This is a genomic window from Vibrio nigripulchritudo ATCC 27043, assembly GCF_000222685.1.
GTDB classification, from domain to species: domain Bacteria; phylum Pseudomonadota; class Gammaproteobacteria; order Enterobacterales; family Vibrionaceae; genus Vibrio; species Vibrio nigripulchritudo.
Window position 1 is genome coordinate 1 of record NZ_AFWJ01000003.1, and the last position, 19,034, is coordinate 19,034.

A 19,034-nucleotide genomic window follows, 5' to 3' on the forward strand; every position below is an offset into this window, starting at 1 on the left:
AACAAGAACGTGAATCACACAGCCGATATAAACCGCCAGAATCACTTTGCCTAAAGGCAGAAGTACTTCCAAACCGTATTTACCCGCTACCCACGCCATCAAACCGAAGATACCGTAAGGAGCCAGTTTCATCACCAGTGAAGTCAGTTTGTACATGCCTTCTGCCAGGCTTTCGAATACCTTGATAGCAGGCTCGCCTTTTTCTCCGATCAGAGAAAGTGACACACCCAAACCAATTGCAAAAGCAATGATCTGAAGAATGTTGCCTGAGGCAAGGGCATCAACAGGGTTCTTAGGAATGATGTTCAACAGTGTAGTCACCAGAGAAGGCGACTCTTTGGCGGCGGTTGCGGCTTCTGCCGTTGCGATGTTGATGCCAGCACCGGGAGTAAGAAGGGTTGCCAGCGCTAAACCGATCGAGATTGCGATAGCAGTCGTAGAAAGATAGAGAATGACAGCTTTGCCGCCGATTCTGCCCATTTTGCGTGTATCTTTCATTGAAGTGATACCCACAATCAGGGAGCAGAATACCAATGGTACGATCAACATTTTGATCAGGTTAATAAACAGCGTACCTATGGGTTTCAGTACTTCAGCACTAGGTCCGAAAATGGCACCTACTGCTACCCCAGCCACCATACCAATAACGATCTGTTTCCAAAGGCTCATGCCTGCTGTTTTCGCATCAGGCTTCGCCGTAATATTGTTAGACATTTTTTATCCTTGTCCTAAATTGTTCTTTAATTTTTATGTGTTTCGCTGAGTCATCCCCATTACTCAGCGAACTGCCCGATACGTCATCGAGCCTTGCCCACCAACCAGGTATCATACGTTCATTTTTGATTCTGCCTGATCGTGTGGTTAGCAGAATCAATAATGAATCTCTATACCGAACCTAGTTCGACTACAGGGGAAGTTCGCAAATCTATGAACAGCACCTGATTACAGATTAATCAAGTAACATAGTTATAAAATGCAGTGATATCTGTACCATAATTTATAATTTACGTAATAATAATTTTGGGCGAAATATGCTTTGAATCTAATTATTCATCATCGCCCGCTACATTAGTGTTTAGTAAATTTCAACGCAGATCTCATCAATCGGTCTGAATGTGACCACAACCCTTGGAAAAACATGGATATCGTTTGAAATTTTTGAACGTATTAATCAGGAATAAATACTTCCCTTAAATACTCAGTGACTTAATATTAAGAAAAACAAAGGAGTCAACTATGTTTCATGCGCACGTTTATTTCGCGCTCAACAATGTTCAGGGTGCGAAAGACTTCCACGCTCAGATTCGACGCGAACGCAGCGATGTGACCGCGATTTTCCCGTTGGTAGAGCGCTTGGTAGGACCCCACAAAATGCCGATGTTCGAACTGCATTTTGAAGATAACAGCAAGGGCATCATAGAGTGGCTGGATGAAAACAGAGGAAAGATGCCCGTTTTGATTCACCCTGTAAGCCATGAACATTTACTCGACCACACCGAAAGAGCCATCTGGCTTGGGCAAGAACTGGGGATCTTCGAAGAAACTCTAAGTTAGCTCTATCACCGATTTGATATCCAAAGCCCGTTTCGACGGGCTTTGTCATTTCAATGAAGTCAGTGCTTCATTTAGCGAGATTTCTTCTTACTGACAATGCTTTCTAGCTTGGCTGCCAGTTCGTCAACTTTTTCAGGCATTTCAGTGGCAAGGTTTTTCACCTGACCTACGTCGTCATGCAAGTCAAAAAGCTGCGGCTCTGGTGTGTTGCCTTTTTCATTACCTGTGTACTGACAGATAAAGTCGTCGTCGTGAGGAGGAATGTAGGCATACTGCTGGTCTCGATAGACCTTTTTGTACTGCATGCCTTCCAGCACCATATCATCGCGCCCAACTGGATCCTGACCCGTGAGAGCTTCAAACAGGTTCTGGCTGTCTGGAGCTTCCTGTTCTTTCAGTGGTTGCCCTGTCATGGCGGCGAAAGTCGCGTAGAGATCCACCTGATTGATGAGTGCATTAGAATCGCCACGCTCTATCCCTTCTGGCCAACGGACAATAAACGGAACCCGTGTCCCGCCTTCAAACAGGCTGTATTTCCCTCCACGCAATGGTCCTGCCATTTTGTGGTCGCCATTGAGATCAACCGCTTCGTCTTTGTAGCCATCGTTAAGTACGGGACCGTTGTCACTAGAGAAGATAACAATGGTGTCATCCTGCAGATTCAGTGCGTCAAGCTTGTCCAGAACCTGCCCTATGCACCAGTCCATCTCGACAATGACATCCCCCCTGACACCGTGCGGCGTCGAGCCTCTGAATTTGGGATTCGGGATTCTGGGTACATGAGGTTGGTGCAATGCATAGAATAGGAAGAAAGGTTCGTTCTGGTTTTTCTCAATGAAGTCGATGGCTCTGTTGGCAAACACCTCCCCCATAGTTTCATCATTCCAGACGGCAGATGCGCCACCACGCATGTGCCCGATACGGCTGACGCCATTAATAATGGTGCCGTCGTGACCATGGTCGTACATCACATCTAACAGTTCAGGGTTATGACGACCAGTAGGTACGTCATCAAAAGCCTGATCCCATTCATACGTCACTTCAATCGGGTCGCTTGGATCCAGATTTTCCACCTCTCGGTTGTCGATGTACACGCAGGGCACCCGGTCGTTGGTCGCTGCCATGATGTAGGACTCATCGAACCCGACATCGTTTGGTGTTCCGTCAATGGTGTCATTGAAATTAAGGTCGCCATTGCCCAAACCTAGATGCCATTTACCCACGATACCGGTCTGGTAACCCGCTTTCTGAAACATGCGTGGCATGGTGTCGTCCAGCTTACCGATGATCTGAGGAGCATCGCCCGGCAATACGGCCGCATCTGGGTTTCGCCAAGGGTACGAGCCAGTCAGCAGGCTGTATCTTGAAGGTGTACAGGTTGCAGCGGTTGCGTAGCCCTGATGAAACTTGAGTCCGTCTTCGGCGAGCTTATCTAAGTTCGGTGTTGGAATTTCATTGGCACCGTAACAGCCTACATCACCAAAACCCAGATCATCAGCGTACATGATGATGACATTAGGGTGGCTTTGCTTTTTCTTTTGGTTTTCTTCGGTCATTGTTTTTCCTGTTTGCATTCGGTGTCGTAAGGAATAAGGTCTGCCAGAATCTGCTGCTCTGCCCACGGATCAGAGATACGGTTTAGTTCGCTGGCAAGTTGAAGGAGCAGCGCCTGTTCAACAGAGTTGATGGGGTTGAAGTCAAGGCTTTGAAGTTGGTAAGGATCGGTCTGGTTATCAAACAGCAGCACAGAATCCAGTTCACGCTGACGATTTATGGTGATCACCAGACTGTAGCGTTCGGTTTTGACTCCTCGACTTACCGGAAAATAGCTGACGATTTTTCCCTGATCATCACGTTCCCCATCGAGGTTTTTGATGTACAAAACACAGCCAGAATCGTCTTTGTTCGCGATGATTTCAGGGGCAAGATTATTGCCTTGAATGTGTTGAGGCGTATTTTCTGACAACCCCAACAAGCCCAGAACTGTCGGCATGATATCGGGGCTACTCATAAATCGATGGGAGAGCGCTGGGCGAATCTGAAAAGGCAGTTTCATCAGAAACGGGACGTTGAACGCTTCGTTATAAATGGCGTTTTTCGCATCGTCCAACCCGTGAGCACAAAGGGTTTCACCATGGTCTGAGGTAAACACCACCAGAGTATTTTCCCATTCTCCCGTCTCTTTTAACGCTTTCAGTATTCGACCAAACTCTCTGTCGACGCCTGTCACGTTGGCAAAGTAATAAGGCGCTGAAGCTGCTTTGGTGCAATTTAGGTCTGCGTTTTCACGCACCAGCAACTGTTCGAGAGGTTTGTCCTGATACAAAGCCAGGTCGTCCTCCATGCAATCATCCAAAGACTGATATGGGCTGTGCGGTGGATTCATGGAAACAAAAAGCGCAAATGGCTGGTTGGGATCGCGTTGGTTATCTGAATTATTCAGGTAAGCAATGGCTTTATCGGCTTCGTGCTTGGCTGACCACTCTTTTGGCTCAGTACGCTTTCCATCGTTGTCGTAGTAATGGGGGTTTTTATGCTGGTCGAACGTGCCGTAGCCGTACCAGTAATCAATGCCGTGCCGGCGAGTAGGCTCGGTGTAAGAATCCCATGCAGGCGTGTTGGGGTCGACAAAACCTCCCGGATTTTCAGGATCATTATCGGTAGGAAAATCCAGATGCCACTTGCCAATATAGCCGACGCTGTAACCCGACTGAGCAAGCACATCCGTCAGGCAGGTGGCGCTTTTAGGGAGATCGGAGTTCAGGCGATCAGAATTACAGTTCAGTGGAACGCCACTTCTGTTTGGGTACATCCCGGTAAACAAGCTTCCGCGATGCGGGCTGCACAAAGGGCAATTGCTGACAGCATTGGTCAAAACCAATGCCTCTTTGGAGAACTTGTCCAGATTCGGGGTATGAACCGGATCCGGTTCACCGGGCAAACAATCTCGAAAGTCTGGGTGATTCCAGAACCCCATCGCCATTTGACGAAACTGATCAGGAAAAACGTAAAGAAGGTTTGGGCGCTGCACATCTACCTCGAATCTGAAATGAATGGCAATATAATAATTTGAAATGCCATTTCAAAAAATTAAACGCGATCACATTTATTGATAATTTGGAAAGGTGTTTTAAAAATATTGTTGTATTGTTTCTTATGTTGAATTGCCATTAGAAACATACTTATGAATGCGATAAGCCCAGCCCTCGATGCTATCCGGGAAATGAGGATTCCTACCTGTTCCCCAAAAGCAGCACGACCATTCCACGTACTCAGCAAACCTATTGGTCCGTTGTGCAATCTGGATTGTGAGTATTGCTTCTACCTGGATAAAACCGAGTACTACCCAGGACAAAATCGCTTCGACATGTCAGACGAGGCATTGGAAGCGCATATAAAAAGCTACATTGAAAGCCAGCCTAATGGCTGTCGGGAAGTGGTGTTTGGCTGGCAGGGCGGTGAGCCCACTATGCGCGGAATCTCCTTTTTTGAAAAAGCCGTGATGTTCCAAAGAAAACACGCCCGACAGGGTATGCAAATCAGCAACACAATTCAGACTAATGGTGTGCTCATTGACGACCAGTGGGCCGTTTTTCTGAAGAAGCACCAGTTTTTGGTGGGTATCAGCATAGATGGCGACGAAGAACTTCACGATCACTTTCGTAAAACCCGCAGTGGTAAAGGGTCATATCAACAGGTCGTTCGAGGGCTACGGACTTTGCTGTCACATGGTGTCGAGACCAATGTTCTAACGGTGGTACAAAGCCACAATGGGCATCATCCCAAGCGGGTTTACGACCACATCACCAGCTTAGGGGCGCAGTTCATTCAGTTTATTCCTGTTGTCGAAGCAGAGAAGGGCAAAGGGGTTTCACACCGTAGTGTCAGCGCCGAGCAGTTTGGTCGCTTTATGATTGGTGTGTTTGACCGCTGGAGAGAGAAAGACATTGGCAGAGTGTTTGTCTCGCACTTTGATAATGCGTTGGGCATGTCGCTAGGGATGCCTTCAACAAACTGCGTCCATTCACCTCAGTGCGGTGAAAACCTTGTGGTTGAACACAACGGCGACGTATACAGCTGCGATCACTTTGTCTATCCCGAATTCAAGCTGGGAAACGTGCGACGCAATGATTACCCCAACCTGATTGAAACACCAGTTCAGCAGTCATTTTCCCAGCGGAAGCCCGTCGGGTCTGCTTTACATTGTTCCAGTTGTAATCAACGAGACTTATGCCACGGTGCTTGTCCTGCACAGAGAATCAATGATCAGGGTGAGTTAGCAATAGACGCTAAACACAGGCTCTGTGAAGGTTACTATGCGTTCTTTTCCCATATCCGACCTTATTTATCCGCCATGGGGGCGTGCTTAAAACGCGGTTGGAATCCTCAAAATTACAAACACTTCCTGCCTTTGCAGAGAAAGTAGGCGACGCTACGTATTGAGTTCTTCATCAGAAAAATGTGACCTCATCCAACGATAACTAATAAAAATGAAACGTAGTTTTGATCTGAATAACACAATTTTGAAAAAGCGTTTTAAAAAATAATTTTGATGAGTTTTAATCTGGATTAAAGATGAGACATCGTCATAAACCACGCTCAAGACAGGAGAGCTGATGAGCATTCGATTAGCGCAATGGCTACCTAACAAAACAAGCTTTGATAGCAAGGATAACACACTGAATGTGTTACGTTTCCTGCTTGAAAAACAGCCGTTTGCTAAAACGCAGCCAAGCGTATCGGATCCCTTGTCATATTGTGTGGCCCATTATGATTCAGAAGCGACACAAATCGAATTTGTTGCGAGGCTTATGTGGGGTGCGGTGCCTGCTCATCAGCAGTTAAAAAACGAGAACTACAAGCTGGCAGAGTGGCTAAAACAAGGCGTAAACGGTACTAGCGGATCGCCATGGAAACAGCCGAAAAACTACGACCAGATGATCGTTGAAATGAGCGCTTTTGCCGTAGCGATGGTTGATGCCAGTGAAATTTACTGGGAACCGCTAACTGATAAAGAAAAACAAAATTTTGCAGACTGGATGAAGCCAGTTCAAGAACTGGAGATTCCACCAAACAACTGGCGCTGGTTTCGTGTATTGATAGTGACGGCATTGCAAAAACTGGGTTTCGACATCGACCAGAGCAAACTCAATGACGATCTTGAATTTATTGACGAGCATTACCTAGGTCAGGGCTGGTATCAGGATGGCGCTGAGCCCGTGCTGGATTACTACAACCCTTTCGCGTTTCACTTTTACGGGCTGATTTATGCTCGCTGGGTTCAGGATTCTGACCCACAAGCAAGCCAGAAATACGTAAAGCGAGCGGTCGAATTCGCAGAAACTTATCAATACTGGTACGCCACAGATGGTGCCCAGCTTTGCTATGGTCGGTCGCTAAATTATCGATTCGCTGGTGCTGCTTTCTGGTCAGAACTGGCAAGCTTTGAGCCTGCTGGCATTGATATGTCCTTGCTCAAATCTATGTGGACAAATTCAATGCGCTGGTGGAGTGAACAACCCATCTGGGCGCATGACGGACATTTATTGCCGGGCTTTGCTTACCCTAATTTACTGGCGAGCGAGTTTTATACGAGCCCGGTATCTCCTTTTCTGGCTCTCAAAGCGTTCAATTGCCTGAGATTGGACGCGAGCCACCCTTTTTGGCAGGCAAACCTTGAGCCGATTGATTCGTCTTTAGCTCCGAAGTTTGTCTGTGACCAACACCTGTTATGGCGGGAAGAGGGTTGTTACCTCATCAGTAATGCGCCTGCAAGTGGTGAATTAAGACACTGCAACGACAAATACAGCAAGTTTGCCTACAGCAGTGACCACGGGCTGTGTGTTGAAAGCGAAAAGTGGATTGACCAAGGGTTTGCAGGCGACAACATACTGGCGTTTCTTCACCCCTTTACCAATACCTGGCACACCAGAACTCGCAATATCGAGAGCTGGCGAGAAGGGGATGCACTGATGTCTGTCTGGCGGCCTTTTGAGGGCTGCACCGTAACCACAGAGCAGTATCTGGATGAAGAGCGAGTCGAACACAGAAAGCACGTTATCAAGAGCGACATAGAACTGAGTTATCTGATGACGGGTCATGCGGTTGACCAGTGGAAACCGTGGTTCAGCCACACCGATGAAACCTACTCCAGAGTAGAGTCATCGAAGCTTTACAGTGAAATTCAATTGGTACAGGGGGAAGGCAAGAGCGCCGTTTACCCTTGTGCTCCAAACACCAATTTGTTGTACGCCCATGCCAGCGTTCCCGCTGTATCCGGGAAAGTAAATAAAGGCAGCTCCACCCTCAAAGCACTTGTCTTGGCTGGGCGTACAGCTTTCGTTCCTGAGTCGGGTTGATCAGGAAAATCGTCTTCGGGAAAAGGCGACCATTTTTATAAATAGAAACATCAGGGAGTGACTGATGAAACATAATTTAAATTTACCTCTGTTTGGCAAAGTAGCCGTTGCAGTAACTGCAGCAGTATCGATGTCAGCCTACGCGCAGACGTTCAATGAAGCGCCGCAACTGGCTGAGTTAGTGAAGCAAGGCAAACTTCCTGTGGTGGAAGAGCGTCTGCCTTCAGAGCCTTTGGTCGTAACCCCATATGAAAAAGTGGGTCAGTACGGCGGCACTCTGAATCTGGTCGGTAAGGTTGTAGATAATGGTCACCGTATCCGAACGATCGCTTACGATAACCTGTTCAACTTTGATGAGACCTACTCTAAAGTTGTGCCGAACCTGGCAACGGGCTTTACATCAAACGACGCAAACACCGAATACACAATTACCCTGCGTAAGGGCGTGAAATGGTCAGACGGTCATCCTTTCACTGCGGAAGACGTTGCGTTTTACATCAACGATGTATTGGGTGACGAGAAACACGCGGGCAACCGACCTCTGATTTTCCCAACGTTTGATTCTGCGAAAGCGGAAGTTCTGAACCCTCACACGGTCAAAATCGTTCTTAAGAAAGCGAATGGCATGTTCATTCGCCATCTGGCAACGGTAGACAGTGAAAGCTTTACGGCGTATCCAAAACACTACTGTTCAGAGTTTATGCCATCGTTTAACGACAAAGCAGAAGCGAATGCCAAAACAGCTGGATTTGATTCATGGCGTCAGTACGCAGGAACCAAATGTAACGCTCATTACTTCATCGAGCACTACAACAACGTAGATCGCCCGGTACTGACTGCTTGGATGGTGAAATCTGCGCCGGGGCCAAACGCAAGTTTTGCCGAGTACGTTCGTAACCCTTATTACTGGCAAGTGGATACGGAAGGTAACCAATTGCCTTATCTGGACAGCGTGCGCTGGCGTTACAGCGAAGACTTGGAAGAAATGGTGCTAAGAGCGGCGAATGGTGAAACCGATTACCAGCACCGCCACATTGGTAAACCAACACACCGCCCGCTGCTTATCGATAACGAGAAGAAAAGCGGCTACACCTACAAGTTCCGCCCAAGTACGGTAAGCTCTGAGTTGGTGATTGCGCTTAACCAGACAGTGAACGATCCGGTGAAGCGTGAACTGTTCGCCAATAAAGATTTCCGTGTTGCGCTTTCTCACGCGATTGACCGTGATGAAATCAGCGAAACGGTATTCTCTGGTGCGGTTGGTCCTTATCAGGCGGCTCCACTTGAAATTTCGCCATATTACGATGAAGAAATGGCATACCAGTACACGGATTTCGATCCTAAGAAAGCCAACAAGATGCTGGACGCTCTTGGTCTGACGAATCGTGACAAAGAAGGCTTCCGTCTGATGAAGAATGGACAGCGTCTGCGCATTGAGGCAATTTCTAAGGTCAACGACAAAGGTGTGCTTGCCGATTCACTTGAACTGGTGAAGAACCAGTGGAAAGACGTCGGCGTGTTCCTGGATATCCGCATCATGGAAATCAACCACGTAACCAACCTTCGTCTGACGAACGATTACGACATGATTCCAATCTTTGGTGATGGTGGAGCAGGGGTACTGGACGATGCACGTCACTACCTTCCATTCAGCCCTGAATCTACCTGGGGTCTTGGTTACTACAACTGGGCGAAAGGTCGTGACAATGCGGTTGAGCCACCAGCACACGTGAAAAAGCAGATTGAGCTTTGGAACAAGCTAGAGAAGACGTCTTCTCAGGAAGAACAGATGGCACTGATGGGTCAAATCATGGAGATAGCGAAAGAGCACTTCTACGTGATTGGTACTGTTGAGTCACTGCCTGTTGGTGTCGTGGTGAACAACAAACTACGAAACGTGCCTGAAAACATGCCACAATCCTGGACATTCCCAACACCTGGACCAATGCGTATGAGTCAGTTGTGGAAGCAGCAGTAAGCGATTAAAAAAGCATCAGATAAGCAGAGCCAATTGGCTCTGCTTTTTTTGTTCTTCAGAGCTCAAAATTATTGAATTGATGGTCAATAAAAGTTGCATTTTTTGGTGATGTTCATTCCAATGTTTTGGGGAGTATAAATTTACTGGCTGAGATTAAAATTTACTCATTTTATATGCATTTCAATGATTATTAAAAATTAGCCCTATTTGCAGAAATCCCAATATATAGTGTCTCAAAATATAGATTTGGTGAGTATCTTGTATTTTTACTGTGTTTTGTATCAGCTCTCTTTGTTTTCTTTTTGGCTCATTTTTATGTCCGAGGAATGTCATTATCAAACCTGGATCAATTAATTGAGTTCTGATTGGATTTTATCGTTGAGTGAGAATTATTAATGCCCCAAAATGCGACTGGGTGCACAAGTGACTAGGAAAGACAATGGTACATATGGATGCGGGCATCGAGTGGCTGAATCGATCTCAGTCCTTTCGGAGCAACATGTTAAAAGGTGTATCTTTTATTACACTGGTTGCTGGTCTTGTGTACGGTTTTCTCAATTTGTTTGCACTCGAACAGAAAATCCTTGGTATTACCGAACTCTTCTTTTCTATCTACTCAGCTTACCTCTTCTGCTACTCCAGCTCTCTCAATAACAGAAAGTTGCACTCTGCCGCCTATGTGATTTTTCTGTTTACTCTGGTTTACCTTGGAATTTATGTCACCGACACACAAAACACTCTGTTTGTCTGGCTGTTTTTATGCCCTGTAGTCGGATACCTTTTACTTGGCAAAAGTACCGGTCTGAAGATTAATGCCTTAATGGTGCCGATAGGCGCGGCATTTTTTTATTGGAAATCGACACAGCCAGAATCCGGGCTTGCGCTGCACTCTTCTATTAATGTTCTGGCGTGTTTAATGGCGATATGGGCAATCGCCCATGTGTACGAACACAATCGAGAGCAGACCGAAGAACAGTTAACCTCCCTTGCTCTGCTTGACCCACTCACCAGAATTGATAACCGCTTAAGCCTCGCATTCAGTTTCGAACAGATGGTGACCATGCACCGAAGGAAAACCGATGTGTTCAGCATGCTGGTGGTTGACCTAGACTTCTTCAAATCGATCAATGACAAGTACGGGCATGACGTAGGCGATGAAGTTCTCAGGCAGGTGGCTAAGCTACTTAAAGATTCAGTGCGCCGTTCAGATTCCGTTTATCGAGTGGGTGGAGAAGAGTTTTGCGTGTTGCTGCCTTACACCGAAAGGAAGGTCGCTTGTGCTGTCGCGGAACACATCCGAAAAGTTCTGTGTCGCAACACGTTCAGAGTGGCTGAAAACCGAGTGAACGTCTCCGCCAGTATCGGGGTTTCCGTGTATGGAGAAGACGGTGCTCAGTTAGAAGACATGTTTAAAGTTGCCGACGATTACCTCTACCACGCAAAAGGGGCAGGGCGAAATCAGGTGGTTTACGGAGTCTGATTCTCCAGTTTATTCTGAACCAGAATGTTCTTAATCCGGGCTTTGATTGAAGGCGCTTCTTTGCGCAGAGCGATTTTGAACAGACGCTTCACATCTCCCAGGTATTCCGGATACTGCTGACTTAGCACAAACAGTGCATTGTATGCCCAAGCACGAAGAAACTTGTTTCTGTCGCCCAGACAGGCGCGAACAAAGGTTTCCGCCAGCGGTTTGTTGTTTTCAGATATCGGCATATAAGGGATGGCTTGAAGCAAGTGCAGTTTAGCCTCCCAGTTCTCAATGCCGTTTAGCTTGCCGTAAACCGCATCAATTTCAGAGTCTGTTAACTGCTCCTCAGCTTCAAAGTGATGTTTGAGCAGCCAGGTAGCGCCGGAACAATAGGATTCTTCCTCACTTAGCTCAATAATCTGAGCAATGAAGTAGGGTTCAAAATGATGTTCCTGATAAATCAGTGTGATGGCATCGGTGTTCTTTCCATCCCATTGCTCTAGCTCGGTCTTCAATTCCACTTTGATGTTCCTAGATTCAGTATTTACTAAATTGAGCATAAGCCATACACCCAAGTTTTCCATTCAAAATGATCAAGATTTAACGAAATCAGCCATTTTGTTTGAAGCTCATGTTGCTCGCTGATGAAGCACAAGAATTTATGAGACAGCACCGAAATGATGCCCAAGTGGTTTCTAGAGCGATTGATTAGATCTGAAAAGTGTATTGAACTCCAGATTCTTCAACAAAAACAGGGTCATGGCTTACAAGAACAAATCCCGACTGATAGCCTGCAAGCATATTCGAGAGTAGCTGTTTACTGGCAATATCAAGATGGTTGTCTGGTTCATCTAACAACAACAAGCAAGGTTGCGCCTGATGGCTGGCGATCAAAACAGACAGCTTCATTTTTTCACCACCGCTCAATTGCTGGCAGCTCCGGAATACAGAGTCTCGCCGAAACCCAATGGCTGCCAGCAGGTTGCGAATTTCACTGTCGTTAAGATGTTCCAAATGCGCTTTTACCACATCAATCATGGGTAACTCGTTTCCGAGAAGTGAAAAGTGCTGATCGATATATAAGCATTCTTTTAGGCTACTTGAACCCAAGGAAAACGACAGCTCACCGGACAAACACTTAAGCAGCGTCGATTTCCCTTTGCCATTCTCACCTGATATGTGCCACTTATCCCCACTGTGTACGGACCAAGTGATCGGGGCATCAGAACCAAATGGCAGAATACAGTTTTCCAGAAACACCAACTGTCTCTGCTTTTGTGAGTGATTTTCAAAACTCAAAGACATAGAGTGTTGCTGCGCCTTTAACTGGCTCAGAGATTGATAGATATCGGTAAGCGTTTGCTTGCGTCTTTCATGCATATTCTGTTTGGCAGATGCCGATTTCTCCGCACTTTGCTTTGCGCCATCCAGAATCAACTTACTTTGGCTGCCAGATTTTCGCAGCCTGTTTCCCTGAGCGGCTCGCTTCTGCGCTTTTTCATGATCCTCCTGAGCTTTTCGAGCGACCTGCTTCTGTTGTTTTTCAATGTGCTCCAGTTTGCGAGTAATTGCCGCTTGTTCGACGGTTTTGGTTTGATGGTAAGCGTCATAGTTTCCTGAGTAGTGGTTTAGCCCAAGGTGCGAAAGCTCAAAAATGCCATCAGCGCAACTGAGCAGTTGTCTGTCGTGGCTGACAACCAGTACACAGCCTGAAAACTGGCGCAACCGATCAATGAGCCACTGTTTCCCTTTTTGATCGAGGTGATTGCTCGGTTCGTCCAGAATAAGGACATCGTGATTGGACTCAAATAGTTGCCAAAGCTTAAGGCGGGTCAGCTCGCCACCGCTAAGCGACGTTATCTTTTGAGCTAAGTGACAACACACGCCCATCGCTTCTAATTCGGCTTCAACACGCTCTCTTATATCCCAGCTATCTCCTACGGTTTCAAAATCGTTAGCATCAATGCTGCCTTGTTCAATTCGTGTGATTGCCTCAAGAACAGGCGTTATGCCTAAAAAGTCCGAAATAGATAAGAAGTCCGAAATAGATTGGCAGTCTGAAATAGATAAGTTGTCAGAAGCGGCCTCACTGGGCTGATATTCCTCATGTAACTGAACCAGATGGGCAACTTCTCCCGATAATTCAATCTGACCCGACGTAGGTTGTCGGATGGACATCAGTAAATCGCAAAGCAGGCTTTTACCGCAGCCATTGTTACCCACCAGACCATAAAACCCCTGATGCGCGATTAAGTTAAGGTTTTGAAATTGCCACTCTCCGTCTGGGTGCTGATAGGAGAGGTTGCTGGCACGTATGCCGATATTTTTTTGTGTGATCATAAAGACTCCGACATTTCATAGTCAGGGTCTGAGACGCGATCGAATCAAAACAGAACAGCTGAATGGCTGAAAGAAAAGCAGAAATTTGACGAAGACACGCCCACTAACCCTGTAATCCAAAAATAAAATTCATTTGGTTTTAGGGGGTTAGTTGTTCATTAGGCATGTGCTCCTACAGAAATAGTGGGCTAAGTGTATGCGATATGAACGACATGAGACAACCGAGTCAGCTCACAAATTTGCTCTATTAGTCGTCATAAAGAGTGTGTTTTATGGGTATAGTTAAAATAACTGGTTGAAAATTAAACAGGTGAGAACATGGACGAAAGCATCAAAAATGCGTGCATTGCCTTTTCATGTGGAGATGTGGATGAGCTCATCCCTTTTCTGACAGACAAAACCGAATGGCAAAACGTTGGTAAGGATGTCATTGTCGGAACAGATAATATTCGTTCTATCTGCTATCAAATGGAGCAGGAAGACGTTAGCCTGAAAGTCTCTAAGCAGCTTGAAGCTTCTGAACATCTCGTCGTTCAGGGGCATGGGGAAGCAGAGCAGCCTTTCTTTTTCTGTGACATATTCCAAATCGAAGATGGCAAGATCAGCGCCATCACTTCCTACCTGATAGCTCAAAGTAAAGCTTAGGTAGACAGCTTTGTATCAGAAACGAGTTGGATACTTAGAGATATAGCTAAAATGTGAGCTTGAGCAGAAAATACACAGCTGCGTTAGAAAATCAGCCAAATTATTAAAAATGAAGCAAATAGGAGCGAAAATCTGTACTAGGCTTTGAACGGAGAAGGTGTTTTGTTTAACCTGCTGTGGGCTCAAGAATGAAACTTTTTAGATTTGCTCTAACTCTGTTGTTGCTGTTTATGGGTGCCGGTGCAAACGCGCTTGAGCTTGAATATGGGCGTTATAATGTTAACGCTTACCCACATCCCGACTGTATCAATACCGTATGTCAGGTGAATTTCGAGAAAACCTACAACACGGTGCCGATGGTGTTTTTCATGAGCACCATTTCTTTTCTGAATGAACAGGATTCTCCGTCTGCGATTAAAGTCCTTGAAGTAACCAACACCTATGTGCGCTTCAAACAAAAAATAGCGCCAGACCGTCGTGCCCCTTCCAGTAATGAAGATGTGCCCATGAAAGTAATCGATTACGTCGTCATGGAAAAAGGGATACACGACTTCAATGGCGTAAAAGTGATCGTGGATGAAATTTCTACCCAGAAATACATGTACCGATTGGGCACCAATAGTGCAGGGAACGTGAACCGCAACAAGAGAGAACGAATTTATTTCAACAACTACTCGAACCAAGGTTTTAATTCATTCAGTGGTACGCCCGGTATCATCCATCAGGTACAAAGTATCAATAACGGTGAAGATTTCTGGCTTACTTCTACCGTTCCAGTGGTAAATCGTAACTACTTCGATATTGCTCTTGAGCGGAGTGAAATCGACGGCTACAAAAGCAAAAATTCCCGCTTATACCCAACCCAGCCAGAACGCATCGGATTTATTGCCGCTTATGGCAGCGGTGAACGAGACGATATTAAATTCGCCGTAAAAAACCAGATCACCATTAACTCTTATGACACAGGTGATCCGGTGACCACAGGGTGTGAAACCTACGCAGATTATGATGAGAACTATGATGTAGTGCCGATCATCGTGGCTTCTAAAAATACTCGATACGGTAACAACGGTGGCTGGCTAAGGCGTTGTCGACTTGAAACGGGTAAATCCAGTTTCATGGTAGAAGAAGATCAGGATGCGGATTCAGAACGTAAACACATCGCGGAAAGATTAGGATACATCATTTTCGAAGTGCCATTCGATGTTGAGCAATGTATCCAGTTTACGGGCCCTGCACAGACCTGGGATACGTCCGGTCAGATCACCATGGTGGGCAGCTCTAAAATATCCGGTGCCGTTAACGGGAATCAGTTGGGTTATTTCAACGTAAACACCCACTCAAACAATAGCTGTACGTTGGGTAATTGTATCGCCAACAACAGCTTGCTGGTTCCGAATTACAATTTTGCGGCGTTTACGCCAGGGGCAACCTCGATCAATCTAAACAACGGTACCCACAGCGTCAGCCCCGGTCAGTATGATGAAATTAACATATCAGGCAGTGCGGTTGTGACCCTTACCGCGGGTGACTACTTTGCCAATGAAATCAACATAACTGGCAATGCCGAGGTGAAGGTGAGCGGACAGGTATATCTGCACAGTAAAGGTACTGTTGTAGCTAATAGCGGTCGGGTCAACTTGTCAGGCGTCCCAAATGATATCTATTTTGTAGTCCATGGTGATTCGTCACTGTTCAGGATGTACGGCAACGTTGATGTCACAGCCTTTGTCATTGCAGAGAATAATATATCCATTGAAGGAAGCAGTAAGCTCACCGGTGCTATGGCCTCGCTAACTGCCAGTATGTCAGGGAACACAAGGCTGAACGGTGACATATCCAGTTGTAATCAACCTGTCTACCAGCTGCAAATTACTCCGCAGTCTGCGACGGAACTGGTGGGTAATTCCATTCCTATTACTTTTAACCTGATCAACAGTGAAGGGAATGTCGATAACGACTTTTACGGCAACCTTATCATTACACCTGAAACCAGTACACCACCTTGCTGGAAAGCAACCGATCAGGCGTCTGCCGCTTGTATTGCAGACACCAGTACCATGCCCATTCAGGGGGGGACCGCGACTTACTACCTCTACAGTGATATCGTAGTCGAAGTGGCGACGGTCACTGCAACCGTAGTTAACTTCCCATCCATTACTGCGTCAGCCGGACCATACAATTTCAACAATACAGGGTTTATATTTGAGCCTTCTCCATTGAAGATCATTGCCGGTCAGCAGACCAATGTGACCATCAAAGCGACAAGAGAAACTTCGGGTAGTGGTACTGAAACCATGGACGACTATGACGGCACCAAAACCCTTCAGTTCACAACTACATCTCACATAGTGCCAAGTTCAGGTACTTTGCAGGCTGTGCTTGTGAATAGCAATGTCGTCTTTACTGATGGTGTTGGCACAATGACCCTCAGATACAACGATGCAGGGCAAATTAATGTCACAGTTCGGGATGATGCTAATGATATCGAAGGGGTAATGGTCGTCGAGGCAAGACCAGACAGGTTGGCACTCTGCGATGTTGCGGTGGGCGGCGTGACGAAATCCCATGATGGTACGGCAACCTCAGGTCCCGGTTTTGCGCTGGCGGGGGAGTCTTTCTCGGTACGTATTAAACCTGTGATTTTCGACAATACTGTGGCGAACGACTGCTCACGTGCAACCACACCTAATTTCCACACTGAAAGTGGTCACTTTGCACAAGCGAATTTGGGGTATAGCTTACACAGCCCGTCTGGTGGTAATGCGGGAACGTTAACCCACGAAAATACGGATATCACCGGTACAGTGTACGAGTTTAAAACCAGCGCCAACGCAAGAGACGGCATTCTGGCAAATCTGAACTGGAATGAGGTGGGCAGCATTAATCTAACGGCAACAAGTTTGGCTTATGACTATGGTGAGACCAGCGGGATAGACAGCGATACCATTCAGGTCGGGCGTTTCTACCCCTATCAGTTTGAGTTAACCCAAAACTACACACAAGAAGGTCAGGCGCCAAACCCCACGTATCAGACAGCAGGCTTCACGTATATGGAGCAAAACTTTAAATCAGAATTCGAGGTTACAGCTCAAGGCAGAAACTTGGTTCCGAATTCAGACCCTGCACAATATACCTTTACGACCGCAACCAACTATGGTGGATTTGCTGAGTCTGTGGCTATGCAGCTAAATCTGGTGGCATTGAATAACGCCATTGATCCGGCGAGTGCGAATAACGATCTGACCAACCGACTCATTACAGGTAATATCGCGAACGCTAACTGGTTTAAAGACTGGAGTGATGGGACTGCCTCCATTCCTTCCACGGTGTTTGAGTTTGCTCGTCTAACGTCTCAGGTTACTCCTAGAATTACCCAGCCTGATGGACCATATGAGGTCCGCCTTGGGCTTGAAGCCAGTGAGCACAGCATGAACTGTTCAGTCGTGGGTTGTACGAACTTTGTTGATGCCGTGCAGATACGAAATGACGGCAGTACCATCTATAACGGTCGTAAATTTACCGCATCATTAGACATGCGCTATGGTCGGCTGGCGTTGGACGATGTTGGTACCAACAGTGGACAGAACGTTACCGTGCCAGTGCGCGCGGAATACTGGAATGGTTCTAAATTCGTCGCGAATACCGATGATGTCGAAACGGATTTTGACGGGGCTAACTATTGTCGCCAGTTAGTATGGCCAACAGGTGGGTCAACGAGTGCTGACTTGACAGGGTCACACACCAACATCGACAACGGTACAAGCAGCAACTTAATCGCAAGGCAAAATGCGACAGTGGAAGGAACGCGTGAGCAGGTTCGCCTTAAACTCAGAATAGGTGTACCAGCGGCGGGAGAAACTGGGCTATCCTGTGCAGGTAACAACGCGCAAGAGCTTGAGTTCCTGCACTTCAACTGGCTCGGTGAAGGCGACGATAACCCGTCAGCCATTGTAACGTTCGGCGTGTACCGAGGGAATGATCGGGTTATCTTCCGTGGAGAGCCTCGTATTTATTAGGGTCAACAACCTGTAAAGTGCTCAAGCCTAGGGTGGTGATTTTATATGTACATGATTTTAAGACCACCCGCTTGGTTGCTGGTGCTTGTTGGCTTGATGCTGAACATTCTGGCGCTGTTGATCTCCAGTTTAGTGCTCGAAGACTACAGCCAGCTTAATGCGCGATATCAGGAGAAGAAAGAAGGGAATCAGCACCAGATTCAACTTGCATGGAGTCGCATTGAAAACCTGGAGCGTAAGCGGGAAGCGTTGTTAACCTTCGTCACCACCTTGCCAACGCTCAGCAGTGAAGATGCGCTGATTCTTGAACAGGAGATGTCTGAGCAGCTTGAGAGCTGGGTGGGGCAGCCCGTCCCGAACATCGCCATCGGTTCTCTAAAAGAACTATTCCAGTTAATTGAAACAGCGCAGCAAACTCAGCGTAATCGCATCGATGATTTGTATCTTGAGAACTTAGAACTCACCAATGAAATGTCCCAAATCCACAAAGATTCAGCCCAATACAATAACCTTGCCTTATTCCTCCAAATCTTCGGGTTGGCACTGATTTTAGCCAGAGACCTCGCCAGAAAGCCGACGTAAACTCGACTACTCTTGCAAATGGAAGCCCTCAACAATCGTTTTGGGCTTCTTTTCATTTGAAAACACTGCATAATTGTCGAAAAGGGAAT

Annotated in this window: 13 protein-coding genes; 8 read left to right on the forward strand and 5 right to left on the reverse strand. The window is 46.6% G+C overall.

Annotated features, from left to right (window positions below; all coding sequences use genetic code 11):
• The coding region (locus tag RH89_RS01430; protein ID WP_004398142.1) for a dicarboxylate/amino acid:cation symporter at positions 1-714 on the reverse strand (714 nt) is incomplete at its 3' end.
• A gap of 522 nt (positions 715-1,236) precedes the next feature.
• Here RH89_RS01430 and RH89_RS01435 point away from each other — a divergent pair.
• Positions 1,237-1,554: a DOPA 4,5-dioxygenase family protein gene (locus RH89_RS01435; protein ID WP_004398143.1), complete on the forward strand. Its 318-nt coding sequence runs from the start codon at positions 1,237-1,239 to the stop codon at positions 1,552-1,554.
• A 71-nt stretch (positions 1,555-1,625) separates the two neighbouring features.
• On the opposite strand, the gene RH89_RS01440 is transcribed toward RH89_RS01435, so the two are convergent.
• Together RH89_RS01440 and RH89_RS01445 are read right to left on the reverse strand one after the other, a co-directional pair.
• Positions 1,626-3,110 carry a sulfatase family protein gene (locus tag RH89_RS01440; RefSeq protein ID WP_004398145.1) on the reverse strand — a complete coding sequence of 495 codons (1,485 nt, stop codon included), beginning with the start codon at positions 3,108-3,110 and terminating at the stop codon, positions 1,626-1,628.
• Positions 3,107-4,585: a sulfatase family protein gene (locus RH89_RS01445; RefSeq protein WP_004398146.1), complete on the reverse strand. Its 1,479-nt coding sequence runs from the start codon at positions 4,583-4,585 to the stop codon at positions 3,107-3,109. The genes RH89_RS01440 and RH89_RS01445 overlap by 4 nt, the downstream gene beginning before the upstream one ends.
• Positions 4,586-4,768: 183 nt before the next feature.
• Here RH89_RS01445 and RH89_RS01450 point away from each other — a divergent pair, with 183 nt between their 5' ends.
• The 4 genes from RH89_RS01450 to RH89_RS01465 all read left to right on the forward strand — a co-directional run bounded on the left by RH89_RS01450 (position 4,769) and on the right by RH89_RS01465 (position 11,371).
• On the forward strand, positions 4,769-5,980 hold the full coding sequence (locus tag RH89_RS01450; RefSeq protein ID WP_038144599.1) for an anaerobic sulfatase maturase: 1,212 nt from the start codon (positions 4,769-4,771) through the stop codon (positions 5,978-5,980).
• A 190-nt stretch (positions 5,981-6,170) separates the two neighbouring features.
• Positions 6,171-7,913 (forward strand): DUF2264 domain-containing protein, encoded by a 1,743-nt coding sequence (locus tag RH89_RS01455; protein WP_004398149.1) that lies wholly within the window; start codon positions 6,171-6,173, stop codon positions 7,911-7,913.
• A gap of 64 nt (positions 7,914-7,977) precedes the next feature.
• On the forward strand, positions 7,978-9,891 hold the full coding sequence (locus tag RH89_RS01460; RefSeq protein ID WP_004398154.1) for an ABC transporter substrate-binding protein: 1,914 nt from the start codon (positions 7,978-7,980) through the stop codon (positions 9,889-9,891).
• Between the two features lie 439 nt (positions 9,892-10,330).
• A complete protein-coding gene (locus RH89_RS01465; protein WP_004398156.1) occupies positions 10,331-11,371 on the forward strand; it encodes a GGDEF domain-containing protein in 1,041 nt (346 codons plus the stop codon).
• Here RH89_RS01465 and RH89_RS01470 read toward each other — a convergent pair.
• Together RH89_RS01470 and RH89_RS01475 are read right to left on the reverse strand one after the other, a co-directional pair.
• Positions 11,359-11,880, reverse strand: a complete 522-nt coding sequence (locus RH89_RS01470) for a hypothetical protein (protein WP_004398158.1) — start codon at positions 11,878-11,880, stop codon at positions 11,359-11,361. The two genes, RH89_RS01465 and RH89_RS01470, sit on opposite strands and share 13 nt — an antisense overlap.
• Before the next feature lie 187 nt (positions 11,881-12,067).
• A complete protein-coding gene (locus RH89_RS01475) occupies positions 12,068-13,699 on the reverse strand; it encodes an ATP-binding cassette domain-containing protein (RefSeq protein WP_004398160.1) in 1,632 nt (543 codons plus the stop codon).
• Between the two features lie 318 nt (positions 13,700-14,017).
• Between RH89_RS01475 and RH89_RS01480 the strand changes: the two genes are divergently transcribed.
• From RH89_RS01480 to RH89_RS01490, 3 genes are all read left to right on the forward strand, one after another.
• On the forward strand, positions 14,018-14,344 hold the full coding sequence (locus RH89_RS01480) for a nuclear transport factor 2 family protein (protein WP_004398161.1): 327 nt from the start codon (positions 14,018-14,020) through the stop codon (positions 14,342-14,344).
• A gap of 188 nt (positions 14,345-14,532) precedes the next feature.
• Complete coding sequence (locus RH89_RS01485) at positions 14,533-18,363, forward strand: DUF6701 domain-containing protein (RefSeq protein ID WP_038144597.1); 3,831 nt, start codon at positions 14,533-14,535, stop codon at positions 18,361-18,363.
• 51 nt (positions 18,364-18,414) lie between these two features.
• Positions 18,415-18,945, forward strand: coding sequence for a hypothetical protein (locus tag RH89_RS01490; protein WP_038144603.1), 531 nt, complete (start codon positions 18,415-18,417; stop codon positions 18,943-18,945).
• The last annotated feature ends 89 nt before the right edge of the window (positions 18,946-19,034 follow it).